The sequence below is a fragment of the Paenibacillus sp. JNUCC 34 genome (assembly GCF_058269055.1).
Genome location: NZ_CM177770.1, coordinates 439,491 through 463,768, shown reverse-complemented (window position 1 = coordinate 463,768; position 24,278 = coordinate 439,491). Strand labels below are relative to the sequence as shown.

Annotated in this window: 25 protein-coding genes; all 25 read right to left on the bottom strand. The window is 48.3% G+C overall.

Translation table 11 applies throughout. The features are described 5' to 3' along the window. Positions 1-2: 2 nt before the first annotated feature. Positions 3-1,721 carry a phospho-sugar mutase gene (locus tag AC2TF5_RS02075; protein ID WP_491300632.1) on the bottom strand — a complete coding sequence of 573 codons (1,719 nt, stop codon included), beginning with the start codon at positions 1,719-1,721 and terminating at the stop codon, positions 3-5. Positions 1,722-1,769: 48 nt separating this feature from the next. Then, entirely contained in the window at positions 1,770-2,201 is a 432-nt protein-coding gene (gene fabZ / locus AC2TF5_RS02070; RefSeq protein ID WP_491300631.1) for a 3-hydroxyacyl-ACP dehydratase FabZ, read from the bottom strand. Positions 2,202-2,514: 313 nt separating this feature from the next. Then, positions 2,515-2,715, bottom strand: coding sequence for a DNA-directed RNA polymerase subunit beta (locus tag AC2TF5_RS02065; RefSeq protein ID WP_491300630.1), 201 nt, complete (start codon positions 2,713-2,715; stop codon positions 2,515-2,517). Between the two features lie 12 nt (positions 2,716-2,727). Further along, entirely contained in the window at positions 2,728-3,549 is an 822-nt protein-coding gene (locus AC2TF5_RS02060) for a flagellar hook-basal body protein (RefSeq protein WP_491300629.1), read from the bottom strand. A gap of 50 nt (positions 3,550-3,599) precedes the next feature. Beyond that, positions 3,600-4,481 carry a flagellar hook-basal body protein gene (locus tag AC2TF5_RS02055; protein ID WP_491300628.1) on the bottom strand — a complete coding sequence of 294 codons (882 nt, stop codon included), beginning with the start codon at positions 4,479-4,481 and terminating at the stop codon, positions 3,600-3,602. A 44-nt stretch (positions 4,482-4,525) separates the two neighbouring features. Beyond that, positions 4,526-5,524 (bottom strand): rod shape-determining protein, encoded by a 999-nt coding sequence (locus AC2TF5_RS02050; RefSeq protein WP_491302786.1) that lies wholly within the window; start codon positions 5,522-5,524, stop codon positions 4,526-4,528. A gap of 198 nt (positions 5,525-5,722) precedes the next feature. Further along, on the bottom strand, positions 5,723-6,010 hold the full coding sequence (gene spoIIID / locus AC2TF5_RS02045; RefSeq protein ID WP_491300627.1) for a sporulation transcriptional regulator SpoIIID: 288 nt from the start codon (positions 6,008-6,010) through the stop codon (positions 5,723-5,725). A gap of 259 nt (positions 6,011-6,269) precedes the next feature. Continuing rightward, positions 6,270-7,007: a peptidoglycan DD-metalloendopeptidase family protein gene (locus AC2TF5_RS02040; RefSeq protein WP_491300626.1), complete on the bottom strand. Its 738-nt coding sequence runs from the start codon at positions 7,005-7,007 to the stop codon at positions 6,270-6,272. A 59-nt stretch (positions 7,008-7,066) separates the two neighbouring features. Beyond that, entirely contained in the window at positions 7,067-9,055 is a 1,989-nt protein-coding gene (gene spoIID, locus AC2TF5_RS02035; protein ID WP_491300625.1) for a stage II sporulation protein D, read from the bottom strand. Positions 9,056-9,921: 866 nt separating this feature from the next. After that, positions 9,922-11,262, bottom strand: coding sequence for a UDP-N-acetylglucosamine 1-carboxyvinyltransferase (gene murA, locus AC2TF5_RS02030; RefSeq protein WP_491302785.1), 1,341 nt, complete (start codon positions 11,260-11,262; stop codon positions 9,922-9,924). Positions 11,263-11,683: 421 nt separating this feature from the next. Then, positions 11,684-11,941 carry a DUF1146 family protein gene (locus tag AC2TF5_RS02025; RefSeq protein WP_491300624.1) on the bottom strand — a complete coding sequence of 86 codons (258 nt, stop codon included), beginning with the start codon at positions 11,939-11,941 and terminating at the stop codon, positions 11,684-11,686. Positions 11,942-12,305: 364 nt separating this feature from the next. Next, the gene (locus AC2TF5_RS02020) at positions 12,306-12,719 is read right to left on the bottom strand and encodes a F0F1 ATP synthase subunit epsilon (protein ID WP_491300623.1); all 414 of its coding nucleotides are present in this window, start codon (positions 12,717-12,719) and stop codon (positions 12,306-12,308) included. Between the two features lie 92 nt (positions 12,720-12,811). Further along, on the bottom strand, positions 12,812-14,212 hold the full coding sequence (gene atpD, locus AC2TF5_RS02015; RefSeq protein ID WP_491300622.1) for a F0F1 ATP synthase subunit beta: 1,401 nt from the start codon (positions 14,210-14,212) through the stop codon (positions 12,812-12,814). A gap of 102 nt (positions 14,213-14,314) precedes the next feature. After that, complete coding sequence (gene atpG / locus AC2TF5_RS02010) at positions 14,315-15,172, bottom strand: ATP synthase F1 subunit gamma (RefSeq protein ID WP_491300621.1); 858 nt, start codon at positions 15,170-15,172, stop codon at positions 14,315-14,317. Between the two features lie 271 nt (positions 15,173-15,443). Continuing rightward, complete coding sequence (gene atpA / locus AC2TF5_RS02005; RefSeq protein WP_491300620.1) at positions 15,444-16,958, bottom strand: F0F1 ATP synthase subunit alpha; 1,515 nt, start codon at positions 16,956-16,958, stop codon at positions 15,444-15,446. Positions 16,959-16,976: 18 nt separating this feature from the next. Next, positions 16,977-17,522, bottom strand: a complete 546-nt coding sequence (locus AC2TF5_RS02000; protein ID WP_491300619.1) for a F0F1 ATP synthase subunit delta — start codon at positions 17,520-17,522, stop codon at positions 16,977-16,979. Further along, the gene (gene atpF / locus AC2TF5_RS01995) at positions 17,519-18,007 is read right to left on the bottom strand and encodes a F0F1 ATP synthase subunit B (protein ID WP_491300618.1); all 489 of its coding nucleotides are present in this window, start codon (positions 18,005-18,007) and stop codon (positions 17,519-17,521) included. Before atpF ends, AC2TF5_RS02000 begins: the two co-directional genes overlap by 4 nt. Before the next feature lie 95 nt (positions 18,008-18,102). After that, a complete protein-coding gene (gene atpE / locus AC2TF5_RS01990; protein ID WP_208917457.1) occupies positions 18,103-18,315 on the bottom strand; it encodes a F0F1 ATP synthase subunit C in 213 nt (70 codons plus the stop codon). A gap of 98 nt (positions 18,316-18,413) precedes the next feature. After that, positions 18,414-19,181, bottom strand: a complete 768-nt coding sequence (gene atpB / locus AC2TF5_RS01985; RefSeq protein ID WP_491300617.1) for a F0F1 ATP synthase subunit A — start codon at positions 19,179-19,181, stop codon at positions 18,414-18,416. A gap of 34 nt (positions 19,182-19,215) precedes the next feature. Next, entirely contained in the window at positions 19,216-19,596 is a 381-nt protein-coding gene (locus AC2TF5_RS01980) for an ATP synthase subunit I (protein ID WP_491300616.1), read from the bottom strand. Then, on the bottom strand, positions 19,589-19,822 hold the full coding sequence (locus tag AC2TF5_RS01975; protein ID WP_491300615.1) for an AtpZ/AtpI family protein: 234 nt from the start codon (positions 19,820-19,822) through the stop codon (positions 19,589-19,591). The genes AC2TF5_RS01980 and AC2TF5_RS01975 overlap by 8 nt, the downstream gene beginning before the upstream one ends. Positions 19,823-19,998: 176 nt before the next feature. Next, on the bottom strand, positions 19,999-21,156 hold the full coding sequence (wecB, locus tag AC2TF5_RS01970; protein ID WP_491300614.1) for a non-hydrolyzing UDP-N-acetylglucosamine 2-epimerase: 1,158 nt from the start codon (positions 21,154-21,156) through the stop codon (positions 19,999-20,001). A gap of 49 nt (positions 21,157-21,205) precedes the next feature. Continuing rightward, a complete protein-coding gene (gene upp / locus AC2TF5_RS01965) occupies positions 21,206-21,835 on the bottom strand; it encodes a uracil phosphoribosyltransferase (RefSeq protein WP_208917452.1) in 630 nt (209 codons plus the stop codon). Between the two features lie 491 nt (positions 21,836-22,326). Further along, entirely contained in the window at positions 22,327-23,577 is a 1,251-nt protein-coding gene (gene glyA, locus AC2TF5_RS01960) for a serine hydroxymethyltransferase (RefSeq protein ID WP_491300613.1), read from the bottom strand. Positions 23,578-23,636: 59 nt separating this feature from the next. Then, positions 23,637-24,224: a TIGR01440 family protein gene (locus AC2TF5_RS01955; RefSeq protein WP_491300612.1), complete on the bottom strand. Its 588-nt coding sequence runs from the start codon at positions 24,222-24,224 to the stop codon at positions 23,637-23,639. Positions 24,225-24,278 lie beyond the last annotated feature (54 nt).

The following is a 24,278-nucleotide window of genomic DNA, read 5'->3' as shown; positions in this document are numbered from 1 at the left end:
CATTAAGCATCCACTCTGGCCATCACTTGACCTGAGAGGCTTTGCATTTTTTGCTGTGCATCTTCAAGAGATTGGCCTCGAACCGCAAAATACACTTTAATCTTCGGTTCCGTTCCAGATGGACGCAGGCAGAACCACGAACCGTCTGCAAGCATGTATTTAAGTACGTTCTCCTTCGGCAGCCCGTCTAAACCTTCCGCGTAATCTAACACGGTCTCAATCGCAACGCCGCCTACTTGCTCTGGAGGAGCACTCCGCCAATCACTCATAATGCCCTGGATTTGAGCAATCCCGTCCTTGCCCTTCAGTGTGCGGGATTCCAGGTTCTCCAAGAAGTATCCGAATTGATCATACAGCTCTTCCAGCACATTATAGAGCGTCTTGCCTTGCCCTTTGTAATAAGCAGCAGCCTCACAGATTAGCATAGAGGCAAGTACCGCGTCCTTATCCCGTGCATAAGTGCCTGCCAAATAACCGTAGCTTTCCTCATATCCAAACAAAAATGTATGCTGACCGCTCTTTTGGAACTGATTCATTTTTTCGCCAATATACTTGAAGCCTGTCAGGGTATTCAGCACAGTTGCCCCGTAATGCTCGGCAATCGTTGCCCCCATCTCGCTCGTTACAATTGTTTTAACCACAGCAGCATTATCCGGCATTTTGCCTGCTTCCTTCAGCTGGCTCAGCAGATAGTGGATCATAATTGCACCGGACTGGTTACCCGTCAATACGACATATTCGCCTTGGCTGTTCTTCACAACAGCGCCCATACGGTCGGCATCCGGATCTGTTCCGATCAAGATGTCCGCTCCTACTTCCTCGCCAAGCTTAATCGCCTTGGTGAACGCTTCGCGCTCTTCCGGATTCGGCGATTTCACCGTTGAGAAGTTCGCATCCCGCTGTTCCTGTTCCGGAACAATGTGCACATTCTTAAACCCGATTTGATCCAGCACCTTGCGGACCGGCATATTCCCTGCACCATGCAGCGGAGTATACACAATTTTGATGTCCTGGCCGAGGGTGGAAGAGATCGCGTCACGGTTGACACTAATGTCAGCTACTGCATCAATAAATGCTTGGTCTTCCTTCTCTCCGAGCCACACCAAGAGTCCTGAAGCTTCCGCTTCTTCCGGAGTCATCTTCTTCACTGCTGCAAAAGAATCGACTTCCTGAATGCGGGCAATAACTTGCTCTGCTTCATGCGGTACCAGCTGGCCACCCTCATGATTATATACCTTATAGCCATTGTACTCTGGTGGGTTATGGCTTGCCGTAATGACGATACCGCCGGTCGCACCCAGATGGCGTACGCTGAACGACAGCTGCGGAGTGGAACGCAGTGACGGATACAACTTCGCGATGATTCCGTTACCTGCAAGGACCAATGCCGCTTCGAGTGCAAATTCCGGAGAGAAATGACGGGAGTCATGGGCAATAACAACCGAAGGCTTGCCTTCCGCTGCACCATGAACCTCCAGGATATATCGAGCTAACCCTTGAGTAGCACGGCCCACCGTATATTTATTGATCCGGTTACTGCCCGCGCCGATAATGCCCCGAAGACCTCCGGTACCAAACTCCAGATCACGATAAAAACGTTCCTCCAGCTCCTGGGGATCATTTTCAAAAGTGCGGAGCTCTTGTTTTGTCTCTTCGTCCACATACGGATCGTTCAGCCAACGCTGAACCGTATCAATTGTTCTTTGACTCATTTCGGCCATTGGTTTCTTCCCTTCCTTATCCAAAGAATATGGTTAACGGAGTTTCACTTACGCTTTGTCTTGTAGCGCGAACATAATCTCGCCTTCGGCGACGATGCGGCCATCTACGGTAGCGGTCGCCTTTCCTTTGCCGATCATACCTTTGAGGCGGATGATTTCCACTTCAAGGCGCAGTGTGTCTCCCGGCACAACCTGCCCACGAAAACGGAACCCGTCAATGCCCGCGAGGAAACCGAGCTTACCACGGTTACTCTCTACGCTAAGCATGGCCACGGCCCCTACCTGAGCAAGAGCTTCAACAATCAGCACACCAGGCATCACAGCGTATTCCGGAAAATGACCAACAAAAAAAGGCTCGTTAATCGTAACGTTCTTGATTCCCACGGCACGCTTGCCGTCCTCGATCTCCACAATTTTGTCCACGAGCAGGAACGGTGGGCGATGAGGAATAATCTCTTGAATCTGTCCGATGTTCAGCACAAAAAAACTCCTTTCTTATATACGTACCCGCCACACACCGCCTGTGAAAGATGTGAATCGTTCCACAGAGGCCAGCTTCATGCCAAATCATGCATAAAATAAGGCGTTTACGGAAAAAACTAAGGATATCCTTCCACGACTGCAGACGTGAAGGTTGAGATAAGGGGCTTTCTCTACAGGCATCTACCTGGGAGGAGGCCCTTTTTTAAGCTATTGATGAAATAGTCCATCCCATTATACCGTTATACTGAAAAAAAAGAAAACTCCCTAAGGGAGTTTCAATTCGTTATTCGTTGTCAAATCCCCGCTCCGATTAAGGAGCAAAGACCAAATCATAAACATGTTTCCAAGTACTCCACTCGAAGGCTTCACCGATATCCCGTTTACCTAAAATGACATAACCGCAAACCATTCCACCGGCCAGCGCCAGCAGCAGAAAGATTGGAATCATAATTCTGAACGCAATTTTCCATCCAGATCTCTTACGCCGTGCTGGTTCACTAGCTTCACTCACGCTTCATACCACCTATCCTCGCATAGTGTTGGCAAGGTTCATCATGGTGTCGCTGGAGCTCAGTGCACGTGCAGCCAGCTGATATGACCGCTGAACTTCCATCATTTTCGTCATTTCTGCCGAATAATTCACATTGGACTGCTCCAAGAAGCCGGATCGAATTTCTGATTTCGGCGGCTGACCAGCATTAGCCGCTGTCTGTTCGAACACCTCCGCCTCCGTTAAGCCAGCAGCAAGCATGTACAGGTTCCCATCCATCTGTACCAGTCCTTCCGGACGCTGCAGCTCAGCGAGCTTCAGCACTCCGGTAACAGACCGCCCTAAAGGGGTTTCAACCAGGACCTGTCCTGCTGCATCTATAGCAACTTTACCGTTCTCGGGAATAAGGATCGGGTTGTTATCTTGGTCCAGTACCTTATAGCCCTGGTTGTTCACCAGGTTCACGAAGCCTGGATTTTGCGGGTCAGGCGATACATGAAAGCCACCTTCGCGGGTATACGCGATAACGCCGTTACCTTGCACCGCAAACATCGCGTTACCCTCAATCGCAAGATCGAGCGGGTCCCCTGTTTCCTTATGGGAACCTGGCTCCATATTCTCAACAATCGACGCGAGCCTCGCGCCAAAACCCATCGTGTATCCCGGAGGCGTAGCTCTTCCAGCCAAAGTGAAATCTTTATGATGTCCCTGCACCTGAGTCAGCACATCTTCAAAAGATGAATTCTTGCTCTTATAACCAATCGTATCTACATTCGCGATATTATCAGCAATCACATCCAGCCGCTGTTGAATCGCGTTCATGGACACCATGGCGCTAATCATGGAGTTATTCATACGTTAAACCTCCTGTGGTGTAGACATTAGCTTTATAGACAGATACTTTATCAGACTCTGCCGATCTCATTAACAGCCTTCTCGAGAGACTTATCATAGAATTGAACGACCTTTTGGTTCGTCTCATACGCACGGAGTGCTGCGGTCAGTTCAACCATCGATTGTGAAGGGTCCACATTGGACGCTTCGATAAAGCCTTGACGAACGATCGCATTATCACCTGCGGCGAGAAAACGTGCACCTTCTCCATCCGTGCTGTTGAGGCGAAAAACGCCGTTGCCTTCCCGGACCAGCTCATGAGGCTTGCCTACCACACTTATTCCCAGCCTAACGCCAGTAGGATTACCGTCTTCCCCCACGATTTGCCCTTGCTCATTCACTGTAAAGTTACCGGCTTGGCCTGTCAATACAATTGGCGCGTTATTGGCATCCAATACTTGGTATCCGGTAGATGTCAGTAGATTTCCATCCTGGTTCACATGAAATTGTCCGTTTCTCGTGTACCTTACTTCCCCATTCTCATCTTGTACCGTGAAAAAAGCTTGTGGTCGGTAAATCACTTCACCGTTCCCATCAATATATTTGCCCGAAGCGTCAAAAGTCATGTTCTCCCCGGTTGCCGGATCAACGAGCCCTAACTCGGAAACGATGGCGAAATCGGAAGTTTGCCCCGTTTCACGGAGATCTCCCTGTTTATGCAGCGACAAGCTCTCTTCCGCAAACACACCTGTACTCAACTTACCGAGTGTACGGTGCTCGTTACCTGGCTCACCGCCGATCATGGAGACGAGCACTTCAGGGAACGAGCGCTGAACGCTGTCCGTCTGCTTGTACCCTGTCGTATTAACGTTAACGATATTTTGCGTTATGGTATCATGACGCCGCTCTTGTGTGATCATACCTGCAGCTGCGTTATAAAGTCCTCTTAACATGAAGGCACTTCCCTTCAATTCATTTACCTATTTATATCGGAAGATTAGAATCGTTTCTTAACCACTTTATCCAAATTATCGAGCATAATGCCCGTTCCCTTTACAACGCAGTGCATCGGATCTTCAGCAATCAACACCGGCACGCGCAGCTCCTCCGTCAGAAGCTCGTCCACTCCGTGAAGCAGTGCACCACCGCCTGTCAATATAACGCCACGATCAATAATGTCAGCTGAAAGCTCTGGCGGTGTCCGCTCAAGAACCGATTTTGCCGCCACAACGATCGATGAGATTGGATCCCACAACGCTTCCTGCACCTCAGCAGAGGTTACCGTCACCGTAATTGGCAGACCTGAAACCATATCCCGACCGCGGATATCCATCTCCGCCTGACGTCCATCCGGACGGACGGTACCGATGGATACTTTTAAATCTTCAGCTGTGCGTTCTCCGATAAGCAATTTATATTTATTCTTAATGTATTTTGTTATGGCCTCGTCGAACTTGTCCCCTGCCATTTTGATGGAAGCGGCAGTCACCACATCGCCCATGGACAGGACGGCCACGTCTGTTGTGCCGCCCCCAATGTCCACGACCATGTTGCCACTAGGCTGGAATATATCCATGCCTGCGCCAATCGCTGCTGCTTTAGGCTCTTCCTCCAGGAACACATCTTTGGCACCGCTGTGTTCTGCCGCTTCCCGGATCGACTTCTGCTCCACAGACGTAATATTCGTCGGTGCGCAAATGAGGATACGGGGGCGGCTGTACCAGCTGCGAGCGCCTACGCGGTCAATAAAATACTTAAGCATCGTTTCCGTAATTTCAAAATCAGCGATGACCCCATCCCGGAGCGGGCGGATCGCCATAATGTTGCCTGGGGTACGCCCAATCATACGCCGTGCATCTTCCCCGACGGCAAGGACTCTTTTGTTCTCGCTCTCAATGGTCACTACGGAAGGTTCGTCTAGCACTACCCCCTTCCCTTTGACGTGAATAAGCACGTTTGCTGTCCCGAGATCGATTCCAATATCCTTGCTAAGCATCATGAAAAGCCCCCAAAGTGTTATTTTATGGTACGTGAATGTTGGTCCCGAGCATAACTGCCGAGGATCGACAAATAGCAGCATGGCATGATGCTATTCGGCATAACAAGGTCTCATCATTCGATATGATACCATCTTTTAACATATCATACTTCAGGGGAGGGATTCAACGTCAATCTAGCGACCTAAGCCCTATAATTAGGATTTCGCCGTTGTAACAGGCTCACGACTGCCACTGGTCGTCTTTTTGTATTTAATCTTGGTGGCTTCGCCGCCTCTCAGGTGGCGGATCGACTTGTGGTACTCGAGAATATGCTTAACCTGATCCGCCAAGTCCGGGTTAATCTCCGGCAGACGTTCGGTCAAGTCCTTATGCACCGTGCTTTTCGACACGCCAAATTCTTTGGCAATTGTCCGAACCGTATGCCTCGTTTCCACGATACAGCGTCCGATCTTAATGGTCCGCTCTTTGATGTAATCGTGCACGCTCCCGCCTCCCTACTGTGTGGATAGTTTGGTACATTATATGAGTGGCATGGCGGGATATTCGCGGTTTCACGGGGTGACAAGCTTCATCAGTCCCATTTATTTTAGGGACATGCTGACCTGACTGAGCGCTTTGGTCCATTTTATTGGGTGTCTGTCAGGGTGCCCGGTGCTTCCAAAGCCTTGAGGACAAAGAAAAAAAGGCAGGGATTCATCCTGCCTTTCATGCGCGGTGGGCGCGTTGTATCATCTAAAAAATTTAATTTTTCGGAAGAAGCTCTATCGGGTTAACCAGGTTTTCACCATCGTACACTTCGAAGTGTACGTGGTTGCCAAGGTCTTTTTCAAACTCGCTGTGTCCCGCAGAAGCAATCGTCTCGCCCTGCTTTACTTCTTTACCCTGCTCCACCTTCACACCGCTCAAGCTTTGATACACGGTCTTCAGATCTCCAGGATGGGTGATTTCCACCACAGTTCCATTAACCGGATGATCTTCAACACGGGTTACTTTGCCATCGAGCGCTGCAGTTACATCAAACGTCTTGTCATCTTTACGGGCCAGGTCAATACCAAGATTCGGCGTAAAGGTGTCGTTATACTGCACCATAGCTTCCTGATGCTCGTCAGCCGAAGCATTCGCATCGTAGAACGGCTTTACAATAGTAGCTTCTGCGCCATCAGCTGTCGGCCAGATCATACTCTGTGAATTTGCGATGACTTCCACGGCTTCCTCTTGTTTACCACCCGCTGCAGTCTTCGCCTCGGCTCCCTTATCGGATTCTGTTATAGCCGTCTGCTCTTTCAGCGGTTTTTGGCTGGCGTCCTGGTAGACCCACACGAGGGTTAGTATAATTGCCGCTGCTGCCAGATAAGCTGCCGGGTACACCCACCGTTTGGACAACATTTTTTTCCACGAAGACGACGTTGCCGCCGGTACTCCTTGAGCTGTTTTAGGAGCTTCTTCGCGGGGTTGACTATTCTTGTTCTGTTCATTCATTTGCAATCACCTCAGTAATCATTGTTACCGGGGTAAACTCTTTTATACGTGCATCTCTATTATTTTTTTGAAGAGAGAAGTTTTGAAGTTTCGTCAAAAGAAATGTCGGTATAATAGTGTTGCAGAATCTCCTTCGCCTTATAGCCTTCCCTTGCCATTCCTTCTGCGCCGTACTGGCTCATGCCTACACCGTGGCCATAGCCGTAGGAGACGATCTCTACCTCTCCGTCTTTCAAACTCCAGCTGAATTGACTAGAGCGCAAATCTAATCTCTCTCTTATTTCCCTACCTGTAAATTTTTTGCCCCCAACTCTCACTTCATTAATACGGTTTCCTTTCGTATACGAGATTACTTTCCATAAGCTAGAGCTTCCACTTGATGTTGACACCGACACTGGAATGGCTGTATCCGATAATCCCAGACGCTCAATAAATTCATCACGAGGCATCCGGACGGTAGTTTTATATTTAGGAGAGATTTGTTTGTCCCATGGACTCTCCACACTTCGAAGATACGGAATCTCGTTCTTCCAATAATCCTCTGAATTTTCCGTATAGCCATTGCTGGTCGAGAAAAAAGAAGCCGTGATCGGCTTACCTTTGTACGTCATCACAATCCCTTTCGTTTCCTCCACAGCCTGACGCAGCTTAGCCAGCTCACCTTCTTTGCCAAGAGCCGCCCATTCCTTCTCCAGTTTCTCCTTCGATATGTATGCTTGATGGGCAATCGTATCGGTTACATCACTCTTGTTGTCCGGTACACCGCTCTTGTCGCCGGACTTTAGCCGCTGCACGATGAACGTCCGTGCAGCGATGGCCTGCGCCTTGAGAGCCTCCAGCTGGAATTCCGCCGGCATTTCGGCGGCTACAACGCCGATAATGTAGGTTTCCAGCGGGAGGGTTTCTACGGTGTCCGTCTTCGTTAAGTAGACGGACACCATCGGTTCTTCCGCCGCCTGCGGAGCGGCGGAAGGGGCGGGCGCCGGCCCGGGCGCGGGCGGTGCGGGCTTGTGGTCGCCTGGGGCGACTACAAGCAGCGGCAACGCGAGCGCGAGGGCCAGCAGGCCCGCGGCGGCCCAGACGGCGGGGTGCAGCCGCACCCGCCGGCCGGGGGCCGCAGGGCGCCGCGCGGCAAAGCCGCGGCGCCGGAAGCGTGAGGGCCGCGCACGGAACGTGCGGCCCTCACGCGGTGCGCCGCCGCCGGCAGGAGGCGGCGCGGAGCGGGACCCGCCGAGCGAAGCGGCGGGGTCTCCGCTGCGAGGCGGGGGAACAGTGTCCCCACCGCCAGGTTCTGCAGTGGTGCGATGCGAGGGCGCAGAGACCTCACCGCCAAGTTCTGTTGCGACGCGATGCGAGGGCGCAGAGACCCCACCGTCAAGGTGTTCCGCAGAACGGGACGAGACCGCAGGGCCCCCACTCCCTGGCTGTCCCTCTGCGTGAGACATAGTTGCAGGAACCTCATCACCAGACTGTGGAGCAATACGAGGTCCAGACGCAAGGTCCCCATCATCATGCTGTGTAGCGGCACGAACCGGGGCCGCGAAGCTTCTACTGCCAGACTGGCCAGTAAAACGAGTCTCGGCCCCAGGCTGCCCAATCCCATTTTGTCCAGCAGCAGAGTTGTACGCATCACCTATTGGCGAACTGCTCAATGTTCGCTCTCGATCCTCTATATCGCTATTCATTGAGCCTACTTCCATCCTAGCCTTCTTATCGGACCTGCCTCCCTGTATCCTTTCTCTTCCCCCTCCTGATGTACCTACCACCTCTAATGTATCAAGTCGCTCTACTGATTCAACTTTTGATTGGTCTATCATTTTATCCTTTTTTTCAGATGCCTTTCCTGATGACGAATTGCTATCAGATCTATCTTTATCCTCCGTTTCCCCAGCCGTCTTCTCTAGCGGCGGAAACTTCCACTCCAGAACAGGTGTTTTTGATCCATTAACAATATGGAGTCCCTCTTTCTGTCTCCTATCCTGATTACCCGGTTGGCGTTCTTTTTCCGGAGTAACCGGAATTTGTATTCGAACCTTCGAATCTTTCATTCGGCTCTCTCCTTTGTACAGATTAGAGCATATAAGCTTTCGTCACCAATTCTATAAGTGCTTCTGCTCCTCTAATTGCTAGTACTCATTAATATGAGAGCCTTTCAGTTGATAGAACCCTTTTTAAGAGAGAGCTAGGGGTTACCTCAAATGTCACCACGAGATTTTCTTGTATAAACTGCATCAGATTCCACGCACCTTGCATGACAACTGTCGATTATATTGAACAATTAAATGGCTCTACTCAACCATAGTTGTTTGACAAATGTCAGCAGTCCATATGATTTAAGGCACGCCAGTACTTAAATCAACTTGTGTTGTGACACTACTCATAAAATCCAGCAGAATTCAGCCAATGTTGTATAAAGTGCAACTCTATTTCTTGATATAGCGGCGAAGGACAGATTGTTGCATACAATACAACAATAAGGATAGGGAATTATTTATTTACCTCTTTCCATGAGAAATTGCTGTAGAATCTACAACAATATCAGACGATTCAGGCATTCTGCTTCTCCAATGTTGTATAACATACAACTAATGTTTGTAACCCATTCCATTATTAATAATCGTCAAGCGCTAACTTAAGTGATAAGCCATTTAAATATTTTTTCTTTCTTTTAAAACTGTTTGATACGATCCGTCGTCTATACCATATAGTAATTCTAACCAAAACCACGTCGAACCGTGGACAACCTCTATTTGGTTATATCCCTGCTGGTTATATCTACACTGGCTTATATCTATGCTGTTTTTGCTGTTTTCACCTTTACCGGATATTTTCTTGGACACAAAAAGACCCTACCATTACGGCAGGGCCCTTCGTATAAAAATCATGTTCCATCATATGAAGTTGTAGATTGTTATTACACCCAAGTCGGCTGTACTTTGAACAACTTGCTGTCTTCGGCCTTAGTGGTCTTGGACACTTTTTCGTAATCCTTTTCCTCTGTCGAAATACGCCAGATATCTGCGCCCAATCCGGAGAGCTTCTCAGCCAAATGAACATATCCGCGGTCAATGTGGTGAATACCACTAACCTCAGTCGTTCCTTCCGAAACTAGTCCCGCCAAAATCAGAGCAGCGCCGGCTCGAAGATCCGTTGAGCATACCTTCGCCCCCGTTAAACGGGAACCTCCGGTCACAATGGCCGAACGGCCTTCCACTTTGATTTCAGCATTCATCAGCTGGAATTCATCCACATGCATGAAGCGATTCTCAAACACCGTTTCTGTAACCACGCTTGTGCCTTCGGAAACGAGCAGGAGAGCCATCATCTGTGATTGCATATCTGTAGGGAATCCTGGATATGGTAAGGTCTTAACGTCTACAGCCTTCAGTGGCTTATCCGCAATGACGCGAACTCCGTTTTCATCCGGCTGAATCGTTACGCCCATTTCTTCCATTTTGGAAATTACCGGTCCCAAATGATCCGCAATAGCGCCTTCCACATACACATCACCACCGGTGATTGCGGCAGCAGCCATAAAGGTTCCTGCTTCAATACGATCCGGAATAACATGATGCTTCACACCATGCAGCTTCTCGACACCTTCGATACGAATGATGCCGGTACCTGCTCCGCGAATAATGGCACCCATGCCATTCAAATAATTAGCCAAATCGACAATTTCCGGCTCTTTCGCCGCATTTTCGATTGTTGTTACGCCTTCTGCCAATGTGGCAGCCATCATAATATTTTCGGTAGCACCTACGCTGGCAACATCAAGATAAACCTTTGCACCACGAAGCCTCCCGTTACTTTTAGCTTCAATATACCCCTGCCCGAGACTGATCTCCGCGCCTAGCGCTTCAAAACCTTTTAGATGCTGATCAATCGGTCTTGTACCGATAGCGCATCCGCCCGGAAGTGAGATGCGGGTTCGACCGCAACGTGCCAGAAGTGGTCCCATGACCAAAAAAGAGGCGCGCATCTTCCGCACCCACTCATAAGGTGCTTCACATGTAGTTATGTGCTCTGCATTTACACGTATGACTTCGTCTTGATATGTAACGCCTGCACCAAGCGACTCCAATACTTTGCTGATTGTGATTACATCGTCAAGAGGAGGCGCATCGATAATGACACTTTCTCCTACTTCCCCTAAAAGAGAGGCAGCGATGATCGGAAGAACTGAATTTTTTGCTCCGCTGACTTTGACGCTTCCGGTCAGTCTTTTGCCACCGCGGACGATAAATTTGCTCATCATGGTTTCCCTCCGCGTCCATAATTTTGCTGTAATATAATTCATTGATTAAAGAATTGCTAATTCACTAACTTCCATCTTATCATTGATGTTTTTCGTCTTTCAAGCGATTTTAGGACTAATTTCTGCCATCAAGAAGCTATTACCTCAATTGTTAATGATGTTCCTGATATCTTTGTGAGAAACATCCGGTTATACGCAGTCTGGCTCTGTATAAGTAGCCTATGCTGGATATTATTCTTGGTGACAGAGTTCATAAACGGGTGAACATTATAGTCCGGAAGTCGTAAGGTTCGCCCGGTTAGAATACTTATTTTCAGTGTTGACATAATAAAATGTGTTTATTCGACATCTTACGCTCAGCAACCTAACAGAGATATAACCATTCAAACCATAATTAAAACAAACATACTAAACAGCTTCAAAACATATATCGGATCATTTGGCTCCACATGACATAGTCGATAAAGAATTCGGCTACAAAACGTCCGAGCACCACTGCAAGCAGCAAATGCAGCAACTTACCCTGTGGGCTTTTGGGATTGCGGATTACCAAATCTAACTTTAAAGTTTGCAATGCCCACCACGCCAGCGCTATACAGACAAGCGAAATGACAATAGATAACAATCCGCTTATGCCAACGGCACCGGTAACAGTGTTCGAAAAATCCTGATTCATTGCTCCCTCCTCCATTATTTCGATATATATCATCCTCAAAAGGACCGACTCTTCTATAATACTTGTCAGAGCGGTAAGAATCCAGTACTTTCTCATACCATTTCCTTGGAAATAAAAAAAATTGATCAGAAGGTCACAAAAATGAATTATTAGCTATTAAGCTAGTTTTTTATGACGGTGCACACGTTTGCTTAAAAGATATAAAGCTATTAGTTCGTGATCAAAAGCGGACTTTTTGAACAACCTCTATTACTTTTTTTCTTGCGAATGGGATACAGTTTACTCCAAAGTTTATACTTTCTTATCTCTTATAGCAAAAAAGGCAGCCCGCTGTTCATAGCGGACTGCCTTTAATCCTTTTATCTTACTGTCCTTTGCCGCCGGATATGTTAATCCGGTTCATTGCCCGTTGAAGAGCCAATTCAGCACGTCGGTGGTCGATTTCATCTTGTCGTCCGCGCACATGCAGACGGGTTTCAGCACGTTCCTTCGCGGCTTCAGCACGCTCCAGATCGATTTCTCCCGCTCTCTCAGCGCTCTCCGCCAAAATAACAACCTTATCCTTTCGGACCTCCACAAAGCCCCCTTGTACAGCAAAAGAGGTTCTTTCGTTTCCGATCTTCACGAACAAAGGCGCTACCTGAAGTGGAGTTACAAACGGGATGTGTCCTGGCAAAATTCCCAGTTCCCCTTCGACCCCGCGCACCGTAACACTGTTAACCTGCTCGGAATAAACGAGACGGTCTGGTGTTACGATTTCTAACAAAAAGGTGCTCACTTCCATCCCTCCTCACCGTTTTCCGCAGAAAACTCGCGTAGCAGGCGTCGTTCGTAGTTGTACGGACGGCCCGCCGATCACGGAGCGTCAGCTTACATAGTTTTTGCTTTTTCTACTGCTTCTTCGATTGTGCCGACGAACAGGAAAGCAGCTTCCGGAAGATTATCGTGCTTACCATCCAGAATCTCTTTGAAGCTACGTATGGTTTCTTTAACAGGCACGTAAGTACCTGGCATCCCGTTAAACGCCTCCGCTACGTGGAACGGTTGGGAAAGGAAACGTTCTATACGACGAGCACGGGAAACGATTGCTTTATCGTCCTCACTCAGCTCATCCATACCCAGGATCGCGATAATATCTTGAAGCTCATTATAGCGGGCAAGAATTTGTTTAACGCCTTGAGCTACATTGTAATGCTCTTCGCCGACAATTTCAGGCGCCAGAATCCGTGAGCTAGAAGCAAGTGGATCCACCGCTGGGTAGATACCCTTCTCGGAAATTTTACGCTCCAGGTTGGTTGTTGCATCCAAGTGAGCAAACGTCGTAGCCGGAGCTGGATCCGTATAGTCATCCGCCGGTACGTAGATTGCTTGAATGGAAGTAACGGAACCTTTTTTCGTAGACGTAATCCGCTCTTGCAGACGACCCATTTCGGTTGCCAGTGTTGGCTGGTAACCTACCGCGGAAGGCATCCGGCCGAGGAGCGCGGATACTTCAGAACCTGCTTGAGTGAAACGGAAAATGTTGTCGACAAACAGAAGAACGTCTTTTCCTTCCTGATCACGGAAGTACTCAGCCATCGTTAAACCTGTCAAAGCTACACGAAGACGTGCGCCCGGAGGTTCGTTCATCTGTCCGAACACCATTGCTGTTTTGCTGATAACGCCGGAATCATTCATCTCATGATACAGGTCATTACCTTCACGGGTACGCTCACCGACACCCGCAAATACGGAAATACCGCCATGCTCTTGAGCAATGTTGTTGATCAGTTCTTGAATCGCAACGGTTTTACCTACACCTGCACCACCGAAAAGGCCGATTTTACCACCTTTTTGATATGGAGCCAGCAAGTCGATAACCTTGATTCCAGTTTCAAGCATTTCTGCTTGTGTAGAAAGCTCATCATAAGCGGGTGCCTCACGGTGAATCGGGTTGCTAGTCTCAGAGACTACCTCACCTGCATTATCGATAGGTTCACCCAGCACGTTAAATACACGACCAAGGGTAGCAGATCCTACAGGAACTGTAATAGGTGCACCCAAATCTACGGCTTCCAGACCGCGAGTGAGACCGTCTGTCGACGACATCGCGATACAACGAACCAGATTGTCACCCAAATGGTTGGATACTTCCAAAGTCAGATCAATAGAACGGCCGCCTTCCACGGTGCCTTCAATTTTGATGGCGTTAAAGATCTCGGGAAGCTGACCGCGCTGAAATTCAATGTCAACTACAGCGCCTGTAATGCTGACAACGCGTCCTTTGTTCATCTTTTCGTTTCCCTCCTACCCGCCCGCCTTATATAGCGAACGATCATCGTAAAGCGGCATATCATGCCGTATATCCGTAACAGTATCTTTTAATCATAAAAATTATTGAGCGTCGGCACCGGCCACAATCTCGGAAATTTCCTGTGTAATCGCAGCTTGACGGGCACGGTTGTACGTAAGAGTCAGCTCGGAAATCATCTTACTTGCGTTTTTCGTAGCTGCTCCCATCGCTGTCATCTTAGCACCAAGCTCACTTGCTTTTGCATTCAGCATCGCACTGAAAATGAGCGTCTCCGCGTATTTCGGAAGTAAAATCTCCAGTACACCTTCTGGTGATGGCTCATATTCGTAGCTGGATACATTCACTCCGCCCCCAATGTTCTCCATTGGAAGCAATTGGTCCACTTCCGGATCCTGAGTTAAAGCATTCACGAAACGGTTGTAGCAAATAAAGAGCTCATCAATCTGACCCAACTCATATTGACGTACTGCCGCGTTCGCGATGGACTTGATGTCCGCGTATGTCGGGCTGTCAGACAAATCTGTCAGCTCTTCCACAACCGGGAGATCACGGCGGCGGAAGTAATCACGGCCCTTACGTCCGATAACGAAGATGGAGTACTCATCCTTAGACTGATGGCGTTCTGCTAGAATAGCCGATACTTTACGCAAAATGTTGGAGTTTGACGCACCGGCAAGGCCGCGGTCCGAGGTAATGACCAAGTAACCGGTTTTCTTAACTGGGCGCTTCTCCAGCATTGGATGACTGATCCCTTGGGTTCCAGCCGCGATGCTGCCTACCACTTCTTTCAGCTTTTCCGAGTAAGGAAGGGCGGAAGTTGCCTTCTCTTGCGCTCTTCTCAGCTTGGCAGCGGCAACCATCTCCATTGCTTTGGTGATCTGCTTGGTGTTCTGGATACTCTTGATCTGCCGTTTAATGTCACGTAATCCTCTTGCCATGTTTTCACCACCTTAAAGCTTTGGCGAAGCCAAAGCTAACTTCGTAAGCACAGACCAAGCTTTGGCGAAGCCAAAGCTAACTTCGAAAGCGTAAACTTAACTTTGGCGAAGCCAAAGTTACTTCGTAAGCATACTAATATTTGGCAAAGACAAAGCTAACTTCCTAAGCATTAACCTAGCTTTGGCTAAGCCAAGGACAGCATTCCATATAATGAAAGAGGATACCGGGCATTCATTACCCGGCTCCCCTCCTATTGCTCAGCCGAGGAGCTTACTTCGAAGCCGCAAAGCCTTTTTTAAATTGCTCAATGGTACTCTTCAGTGCGTTCTCGTTATCTGCCACCAAGTCTTTAGTATCGCGGATCGATTGCAGAATTTCTGGACTGTTGCTATTAACAAACGCCAAGAATTCTTTCTCGAAACGGCGAACATCAATAACCTCAATATCATCGAGGTAACCCTTAACAGCAGTATATAAACTCACAACCTGCTGTTCAACGGACAGCGGTTGGTTTACGCCCTGTTTCAAAATTTCCATCAGCTTGGAACCACGGTTCAGACGAGCCAATGTGGATTTATCCAAGTCGGAACCGAACTGGGAGAATGCTTGAAGTTCACGGTATTGGGCCAGGTCGAGTTTCATACCGCCGGCAACCTTCTTCATAGCTTTAATCTGTGCAGATCCACCGACACGGGATACGGAAATACCCACGTTGATCGCCGGACGCTGACCTGAGTAGAACAATTCGGACTCCAGGAAGATCTGTCCGTCTGTAATCGAGATTACGTTCGTAGGAATATATGCGGATACGTCGGAAGCTTGTGTTTCAATGAATGGCAGAGCGGTTAATGAACCACCGCCGAGCTCATCGCTAAGTTTCGCAGCGCGTTCCAGCAAACGGGAATGCAGATAGAACACGTCACCCGGATAAGCTTCCCGACCCGGAGGACGGCGAAGGAGCAAGGACAATTCGCGGTATGCCGCTGCTTGCTTCGACAAGTCATCATAGATAATCAGGGCGTGTTCGCCTTTATACATAAAGTATTCGCCCATTGCACAACCTGCATATGGAGCGATATATTGCAGTGGAGCTGGCTCGGAAGCCGAAGCAGTCACGATAATGGTGTACTCCAAAGCACCGTGACGGCGCAATGTTTCAACAACTTGTGCAACTGTGGACTGTTTTTGTCCGATAGCTACATAAATACATTTCACGCCATTGCCTTTTTGGTTCAAAATCGTATCAATAGCAATGGTTGTTTTACCCGTCTGACGGTCACCGATAATCAACTCACGCTGTCCGCGGCCAATTGGAACCATTGCGTCGATCGCTTTGATACCTGTTTGCATCGGCTCATGTACAGATTTACGGTCGATAACGCCCGGTGCGTTACCCTCAACTGGACGGAATTCAGTAGCCGCAATCGGGCCTTTACCGTCAAGTGGTTGACCCAGCGGGTTAACAACGCGGCCGAGCAAAGCTTCGCCAACAGGAACTTGCATAATGCGGCCAGTACGTTTAACCTGATCGCCTTCTTTAATCTCGGAATATGGTCCCAAGATAACAACACCGACGTTGCTCTCCTCAAGGTTGAGCGCCAAACCTACGACGCCGTTCGGGAATTCTAGCAATTCCCCGGACATAGCGTTCTCCAGGCCGTATACGCGAGCAATACCATCACTTACTTGAATAACTGTTCCTACTTCAGAGACAGCAATGTCGGATTTATATTCTTCAATCTGACTTTTAATTAAAGTACTAATTTCTTCAGGTCTGATACTCAACGTTTTCACCCCTATCTACTATGCTTGTCTGTTAAAAGACTTTTCAAGACGATCCAGCTTGCCTGACAAGCTGCCATCGTACAGCTTGTCACCGATGACGACCTTTAAGCCGCCCAGCAAACTCTCGTCAACGACATTGGTCACGCGGATTTTCTGCTGTGCCATCTGTCCGAATTCTGCAGCCACTTGCTCCTTCTCCTGATCACTCAGCGAGTATGTGGAGTATACCGTGGCATCGGCCATTCCGAGGCTAGCCCCCTGAATTTTCACATAGCTGTTCAGCAGTTCAGCGAACATCTCTGTGCGCCCCTTTTCCAGAAGCAACTCAATTGTGTTTAGAACAGGCTTTGATATTTTTCCTGCGAGTGCCTTGTTCAAGGCATCCATCTTCACGGAACGGGGAATATTGGGTGTGGAGATGAACTTCTGTATATCAGCGTCTCCCTCGACAGCCGATACAACTACTTTCAATTCCTGTTCCACTTCCAGACCCTTCTGCTGCTGAGCCGCCACTTCGAACAGCGCCCGCGCATACCGCTTGGCTGCTACCGTATCTTGGCTCATGGTCTGCCTCCTACCTCTTTAAGGTATTGATCCACCAATTCTTCCTGTACGTTATCGTTCTTCACTTCCCGCTCAAGCAGTTTAGAAGCGATCTTAACAGACACACTACCCAGCTCCTCACGAAGTGCAGCAACCGCCTTGTTCTTCTCACTTTCAATGTCGCGTACAGCTTCTGATTTGATACGGCTCACTTCTTCGTTAGCGAGTTCCAGGATCTGTTCAGCCTGTTTGTTACCTGTTTGCTTGGAACGCTCGATAATTTCATGCGCATCTTGGCGAGCTTGCTCAAGCGCCTGCTTCTGTTGTTCAACATAAGTAATTGCTTGCTCCCGGGTCTGGGAAGCTTCATTCATTTGGCTCATGACTAATTCACGACGCTTCTCCATAATGGCGAACAGCTTGCTGAACGCATATTTATTAAGAAAATAGTATAGAACGCCAAATGCAATAATTGTAATTAGCATATTTTCCCATAATACTGTCATTGAAGTCACTCCTTTCCACTATTGCGAAGTGCAGTTCTTAACAAAACGAAGGCGCGGATGGCATCGGCCCTCCCCGCCAAACCGTTGTAATGTTATTAAGAAAACATGATCAAGAAAGCGATAACGGTAGCAGCGAGTGGAACTACCTCGACGATACCAACACCGATAAACATCGTTGTTTGCAATGGACCACGTGCTTCCGGCTGACGAGCGATAGATTCTACTGTTCTACTTACGATCATACCGTTACCAAGACCTGCGCCCAATGCGCCCAAACCTACTGCAATAGCTGCTGCCAAATATTCCATTGTTAAATATCCTCCTTAAAATTGGTTCAAATTTGTAGTAATATAATATATCTCTGCTGAAATCCTTCGCTATGCGCGCCTGAATTTCTTGGAGTTTATTAATGCGCTTCTTCTTCGTGAATCGTTGTTTGTCCGATATATACCATAGTCAGGATGGTAAAGATAAAGGCTTGCAATGCACCAATGAATATACTGAAGCCTTGCCATACTGCCATGAACGGAATTCCAAAGAATCCCATCTTCAGAATAACCGTAATCAATACCTCACCAGCAAAAATGTTAGCGAACAAACGAATAGCCAGTGCGACCGGCTTCGCCAGGTTCTCAATAATGTTCAGCGGCAGGAATACAGGATACGGCTCAATGTAATGCTTCAGATAGTGCTTGCGGTTCAGCTTCAGACCCAAGTAGTTCATGAGCAGGAAGACGACAAGAGCCAGTCCCGCGGTAACCGATACGTCTGCTGTTGGCGACTTCCACCACAATACATGCGCAGAGTGACCAGGCTCAAGCCCGACTGTAGCTAAAATCGGTTTACCGAAAACTTTGAAATCGGCCGGTAAATCGGTGATTACAGAAAACGGCAATCCCAGCAGGTTAGCTACAAAGATAAACAATATCAATGTCAACCCGAGCGATATGTACGGTTTGCCCTTTTTCAGATCCATGGCACTCGATACGATACCTTGTACAAATTCAACGACCCATTCCATAAAATTTTGAAGCTTGGAAGGGTTCTCTACGGATAGATTTCGAACTGATAACCGTGCCAGTACAAATACAATAATCCCGGTTACCAAAAGCATTAGCACGGCCGACAGATCTAGATTAAATCCGCCAAGTTTAATAATTGGTGATTCATGCATTTAGTTGTTTTCACCCCTTTCCAATTAGCGCTAATCAATTCTTGTTTCGCAAGCTAACAATAATGCTGACTGGAATGGTCAACAGTTGGGGGATGAACAGTCCGGCAATGGTTGCACCGAGCGATACTTGCTCGAGCTTCGCCGCAATCATCACAATCAGAAACGCGATGCAAAGTCTTGTGACAAATCCAAAGCTGAACCGTTTACGTTCCTGGCTAATTGCCAAGTCAGCCAACTGCCGTACTTTAAAGGAAAGAAAGCGAACATTGATCAAGCCGCCTGCCAAACCCAATATAAGTCCTACAAAAATCGGGCGATAGTCGACATATAAAGCCCATCCCATGAAGAGGACGGACAATAAGAGCAGTGTCACTCTCGTTACAGCGTTCACAATGGATGTCGTCAAATCATTCACTTTGCGCCCCCAAAAACTTTTTAATGAGAAGAGCAATATTCAAAATCCCTACAAAGAGCCCTGTAACGGTTCCAATCGCAAGCCAGTATCTGGGCCCGTCCAGCATTTCAGCCAGCCACTTCCCTCCAAAAAAACCGATAAGGATGTAAACAGCCAGCAATCCACCGGCACCACTAATATAAAGTGCAATCAACCAAGGGTGATCTTGACTATTCGGATTTTTCATATGAACCTCTAATCCCAACTCATTTTACTTAATATGACAAGGCTTTGTCAATCAATCGAAAATTGCATTTTAGCGTATAAAATCAGGCGTTTTACGCAATCTCAATTGCGAAAAACGCCGCCAGAACCGTACAGTATAACTGTATGCTGTTAACTTTATCACCAGAAGCCACTTATTTAGGACTTTGTGAACATTTTGTGAAATTTTTCTGGACGTTCATTTACAACACTAAAATGGTGCAAAATCGCATTGACAATGCGTTCGGAAGCATGGCCGTCACCGTAAGGATTTGCTGCCTGACTCATGGAGTCATACAACTCTTTATCGGTAAGCAGAGCCTTAGTCCGCCCATAAACATCCTCTTCGTTCGTTCCCACCAGTTCAAGCGTTCCAGCATCTATGCCTTCCGGCCGTTCTGTCGTGTCGCGAAGCACCAATACAGGCACGCCGAACGAAGGAGCCTCCTCCTGCATACCACCAGAATCCGTTAAGATCAGGTGTGTATGGGCATAGATGTTATGAAAGTCTACCACATCTAGCGGGTCGATAAGCTTGATGCGGGGATGACTGCCCAAGATTTCGTGTGCAGGTTCCCTGACCGTAGGGCTTAGATGAACCGGATAAACAATCGCGATATCCTCGAACTCATCCGCAATACGTTTAATTGCACGGAAAATATTGCGGTGCGGCTCTCCCTGGGATTCACGCCGATGTGCCGTCATGAGAATCAGACGTTTGCCTGACGCCCAGTCCAGAACGGGATGTGTGTAATCGGGCTGTACCGTATATTGAAACACATCTGTTACTGTGTTGCCTGTGACGTAAATGGTTGACTCGTTTTTGTTCTCTTTACGTAGGTTATCCGCAGACCAATCTGTTGGAGCGAAATGAATATCCGCAAGGACGCCTGTTAGCTGGCGGTTCATCTCTTCCGGGTACGGGGAGAGCTTGTTCCATGTACGAAGCCCAGCCTCCACATGCCCAACTTGAATTTTCTGTAAAAACGCCGCATAACTGGCAAGGAACGTCGTCAGCGTATCACCGTGTACCAACACGATATCAGGCTTAGCTTCCCGCAGAACGGGCTCCAAACCTTCCAGCACGCGGATGGTTATCTCATTCAGTGTCTGGCGGTCTTTCATTACATCCAGATCATAGTCCGGGACAATCTTAAACACGTCCAGCACCTGATCGAGCATTTGACGGTGCTGCGCCGTAACGCAGACCACCGATTCAATATGCTCGGGGTGACGCTGCAATTCCAAAATGAGCGGCGCCATTTTGATCGCTTCAGGACGAACGCCGAATATGGTCATCACTTTCACTTTAGACATGTTCGCTTCCCCCTCTTTACTTACATTCCATACTTATACGTACATGTTGTTACTTGGTTCCGTAAAGTCGGTCTCCTGCATCACCTAGTCCAGGAATGATATAGCCATGATCATCCAGACCCTTGTCCAAAGCAGCTACATAGATATCAACATCGGGATGCGCCTCTTGTACAGCTTTAACACCTTCAGGTGCAGCCACCAGGTTCATCATCTTGATCTGCGTGCAGCCACGTTTCTTCAGGACGTCGATTGCCGCGATAGCGGACCCTCCCGTTGCGAGCATCGGATCAATGACGATCAACTCCCGCTCTGTTACATCCGTTGGAAGTTTCGTGTAGTACTCCACCGGCTGCAAAGTCTCAGGATCGCGGAACAGGCCTACATGACCTACCTTAGCCGCAGGCAGCAGTTTAACAACACCATCAAGCATACCCAGACCGGCACGCAAAATCGGAATCAGACCCAGCATACGGCCGGAAATAACCTTTCCTTCGGTCTCAGCTACCGGAGTTTGTACGGAAATCGATTCCAGCGGAATACTGCGGGTTATCTCATAAGCCATCAGTGTGGCTACTTCGTCAACCAGCTCGCGAAAATCCTTCGTGTTGGTCCGCATATCGCGGATAAATGTCAGTTTGTGTTGAATCAATGGGTGATCACAAATCACCAATTTTCCCATGTCATGTCCCTCCGGTTGGTTACGATATGTTGAAATATAAGAAAGCACAAAATGGATTTTTATACTTTTTTATATTTCTCGCAGAAACGTCATCGCCCTTTGGAAAAGGACAACGGAATCGTTTCTGCTTGTTCAATATGGGCGTAAAATCTAGTGAGCTCCATAAATCTTGTCTATTATATCACTCCGTGAGATGATTTTACACCTGTATCCGTCATGTTTCTTACCTGCGTAAAAGTCCGGCGGAACAAGTGTAAACGGCTTCACCGTTCTTATCGGTGAAGCTCACGTTTCGCGGAGAAATATAGGCCAAGTATACATATAAAAATGCATACTTTCCTATATTTAAAAAAAACCTGGCATTATACTATCGTTTCCATTCTGTTCAAAAAGATGCCAAATCGCGCTGACAGAACCAAAAGCCCCGCCTTCTACGAAGACGGGGCCTGAAGAGCACCTTACAATACCTCACCTAACCAAGTTCGCATTAATTAGTATTTTAATTCCGGATAAAGCGGATATTGATCTGTCAATTCAGCCACCATACGTCCAGCTTTAGTGAGTGTTTCCTCATCCTTCGGCTGACGGAGGGTCATAGCAATAACTTTACCGATCGTAACCATAGCTTCCTCATCCATGCCACGGGAAGTCACAGCTGGAGTACCGATCCGGATACCGCTTGTTACAAACGGACTTGTAGGGTCAAATGGAATCGCGTTCTTGTTCACGGTAATACCGATAGAATCCAGCACTTTCTCGGCGTCTTTACCGGAAATGTCCAAATTACGGGTATCTACCAGCATCAGGTGGTTATCAGTTCCGCCGGATACGATGTTAAGTCCTTCAGAAATCAGTGTGTCCGCAAGTACTTTGGCGTTCTTCACCACTTTTTCAGCATGCTCCTTGAAGGATGGGTCCAACGCTTCACCTAGCGCAACTGCCTTGGATGCAATGACGTGCATAAGCGGTCCGCCTTGGGTGCCCGGGAATACCGCTTTGTCGATAGCTGCAGCCCATGGCTGCTTGCACAGAATCAAGCCGCCACGCGGTCCGCGCAGTGTTTTGTGAGTTGTTGTGGTAACGAAGTGTGCGTAAGGTACAGGGTTCGGATGCAATCCTGTAGCAACAAGCCCTGCAATATGAGCCATATCAACCATGAACAAGGCACCTACATCGTTGGCGATGGAAGCTAGTGCTTCAAAATCAATAATTCGCGGATAAGCGCTTGCGCCGGCAACAATCATACGTGGACGATGTTTGAAGGCTGCTTTGCGCACTTCGTTATAATCAATAAGGAAGGTATCTTCCTGCACACCATATGCTACAAAGTTATATAGAAGGCCGGATGCATTGACAGGACTGCCGTGCGTCAAGTGCCCACCGTGTGCCAGGTTCATACCAAGTACTGTATCGCCCGGTTTCAGTGCAGCCAGATAAACAGCCATGTTCGCCTGTGCACCAGAGTGAGGCTGAACGTTGGCATGCTCTGCACCGAACAGCTGCTTCGCACGATCACGTGCCAGATCCTCAACAATATCAACGCGTTCGCAGCCGCCATAGTAGCGCTTACCTGGATAGCCTTCTGCATATTTATTCGTCAGCACGGATCCCATTGCTTCCATAACCGCTTCACTTACAATGTTCTCCGAAGCGATAAGTTCAATGTTGCTGCGTTGGCGCTTCAGTTCCAAATCCATCGCTTCCAGTACTGCCGGGTCACTCTTGCGCAAATGTTCCATCATATTCGTATCCTCCCTAAATTAAAAAATAATATATGGTTAATCATCAATCACAACTACATCTAATTACATGCCACCCTATCATTCTCCTGCTCCATCCGATATACAGCCCGTTCTCCACCGATCAACTTAGGTCTCGTCATTGCCGCTGTCACACGAGCCTTCCCGATGTACCGGATACTCGGCCGAAATGGCACCGCAACACGGCGCAGATGCATTCCGATCATCGTCTCACCGATATCGATACCCGCATGAGCGGAGATGCTCTCAGCCAGACACGGATCATGGAAGCTCCGGTAAGCAGCAGACGCCATAGATCCGCCCGCTTTAGGAACGGGCACTGCAGCTACTTCCGTCAGTCCCAATCGCTCGAGTAGTTCCCGCTCTACAACAAGTGCACGGTTCAGGTGTTCGCAGCACTGGTAAGCCGTATCGAAACCGAACTCAGCCTGTACCTCTGCGATTCCGTCCAGCACCTGCTGCGCAGTCTCCAGCACACCGCCGGTACCGATCCGGCGGCCGGTGATTTCACTTGTACTGGTCCCGACGACCAGCACCTTACCTGCCCTGAGGCCTGCAGCCTCAGCCAATTCTCGCATGATCATTACCGTTTGTTCTCTCAAGCCATGATCAACCGGGTAATCTGTCATGTGTTTCAGCCCTCCTTGGATACGATAGTCTGAAAGCCAACTGCCTGATGTCTT

Excerpts from the sequence above, each read along its gene's own strand:
- AC2TF5_RS01975 (WP_491300615.1), bottom strand. The coding sequence starts at position 19,822 with ATGAAAAATCCGAATAGTCAAGATCACCCTTGGTTGATTGCACTTTAT.
- glyA (WP_491300613.1), bottom strand. The coding sequence starts at position 23,577 with ATGATGGAACATTTGCGCAAGAGTGACCCGGCAGTACTGGAAGCGATG.
- AC2TF5_RS02000 (WP_491300619.1), bottom strand. The coding sequence starts at position 17,522 with ATGAGCCAAGATACGGTAGCAGCCAAGCGGTATGCGCGGGCGCTGTTC.
- atpB (WP_491300617.1), bottom strand. The coding sequence starts at position 19,181 with ATGCATGAATCACCAATTATTAAACTTGGCGGATTTAATCTAGATCTG.
- AC2TF5_RS02075 (WP_491300632.1), bottom strand. The coding sequence starts at position 1,721 with ATGGCCGAAATGAGTCAAAGAACAATTGATACGGTTCAGCGTTGGCTG.
- AC2TF5_RS02060 (WP_491300629.1), bottom strand. The coding sequence starts at position 3,549 with ATGAATAACTCCATGATTAGCGCCATGGTGTCCATGAACGCGATTCAA.
- wecB (WP_491300614.1), bottom strand. The coding sequence starts at position 21,156 with ATGTCTAAAGTGAAAGTGATGACCATATTCGGCGTTCGTCCTGAAGCG.
- atpG (WP_491300621.1), bottom strand. The coding sequence starts at position 15,172 with ATGGCAAGAGGATTACGTGACATTAAACGGCAGATCAAGAGTATCCAG.
- murA (WP_491302785.1), bottom strand. The coding sequence starts at position 11,262 with ATGAGCAAATTTATCGTCCGCGGTGGCAAAAGACTGACCGGAAGCGTC.
- atpF (WP_491300618.1), bottom strand. The coding sequence starts at position 18,007 with ATGACAGTATTATGGGAAAATATGCTAATTACAATTATTGCATTTGGC.
- AC2TF5_RS02040 (WP_491300626.1), bottom strand. The coding sequence starts at position 7,007 with ATGAATGAACAGAACAAGAATAGTCAACCCCGCGAAGAAGCTCCTAAA.
- upp (WP_208917452.1), bottom strand. The coding sequence starts at position 21,835 with ATGGGAAAATTGGTGATTTGTGATCACCCATTGATTCAACACAAACTG.
- spoIID (WP_491300625.1), bottom strand. The coding sequence starts at position 9,055 with ATGAAAGATTCGAAGGTTCGAATACAAATTCCGGTTACTCCGGAAAAA.
- AC2TF5_RS02025 (WP_491300624.1), bottom strand. The coding sequence starts at position 11,941 with ATGAATCAGGATTTTTCGAACACTGTTACCGGTGCCGTTGGCATAAGC.
- atpE (WP_208917457.1), bottom strand. The coding sequence starts at position 18,315 with ATGGAATATTTGGCAGCAGCTATTGCAGTAGGTTTGGGCGCATTGGGC.
- AC2TF5_RS02050 (WP_491302786.1), bottom strand. The coding sequence starts at position 5,524 with ATGCTTAGCAAGGATATTGGAATCGATCTCGGGACAGCAAACGTGCTT.
- AC2TF5_RS02055 (WP_491300628.1), bottom strand. The coding sequence starts at position 4,481 with ATGTTAAGAGGACTTTATAACGCAGCTGCAGGTATGATCACACAAGAG.
- atpD (WP_491300622.1), bottom strand. The coding sequence starts at position 14,212 with ATGAACAAAGGACGCGTTGTCAGCATTACAGGCGCTGTAGTTGACATT.
- AC2TF5_RS01955 (WP_491300612.1), bottom strand. The coding sequence starts at position 24,224 with ATGACAGATTACCCGGTTGATCATGGCTTGAGAGAACAAACGGTAATG.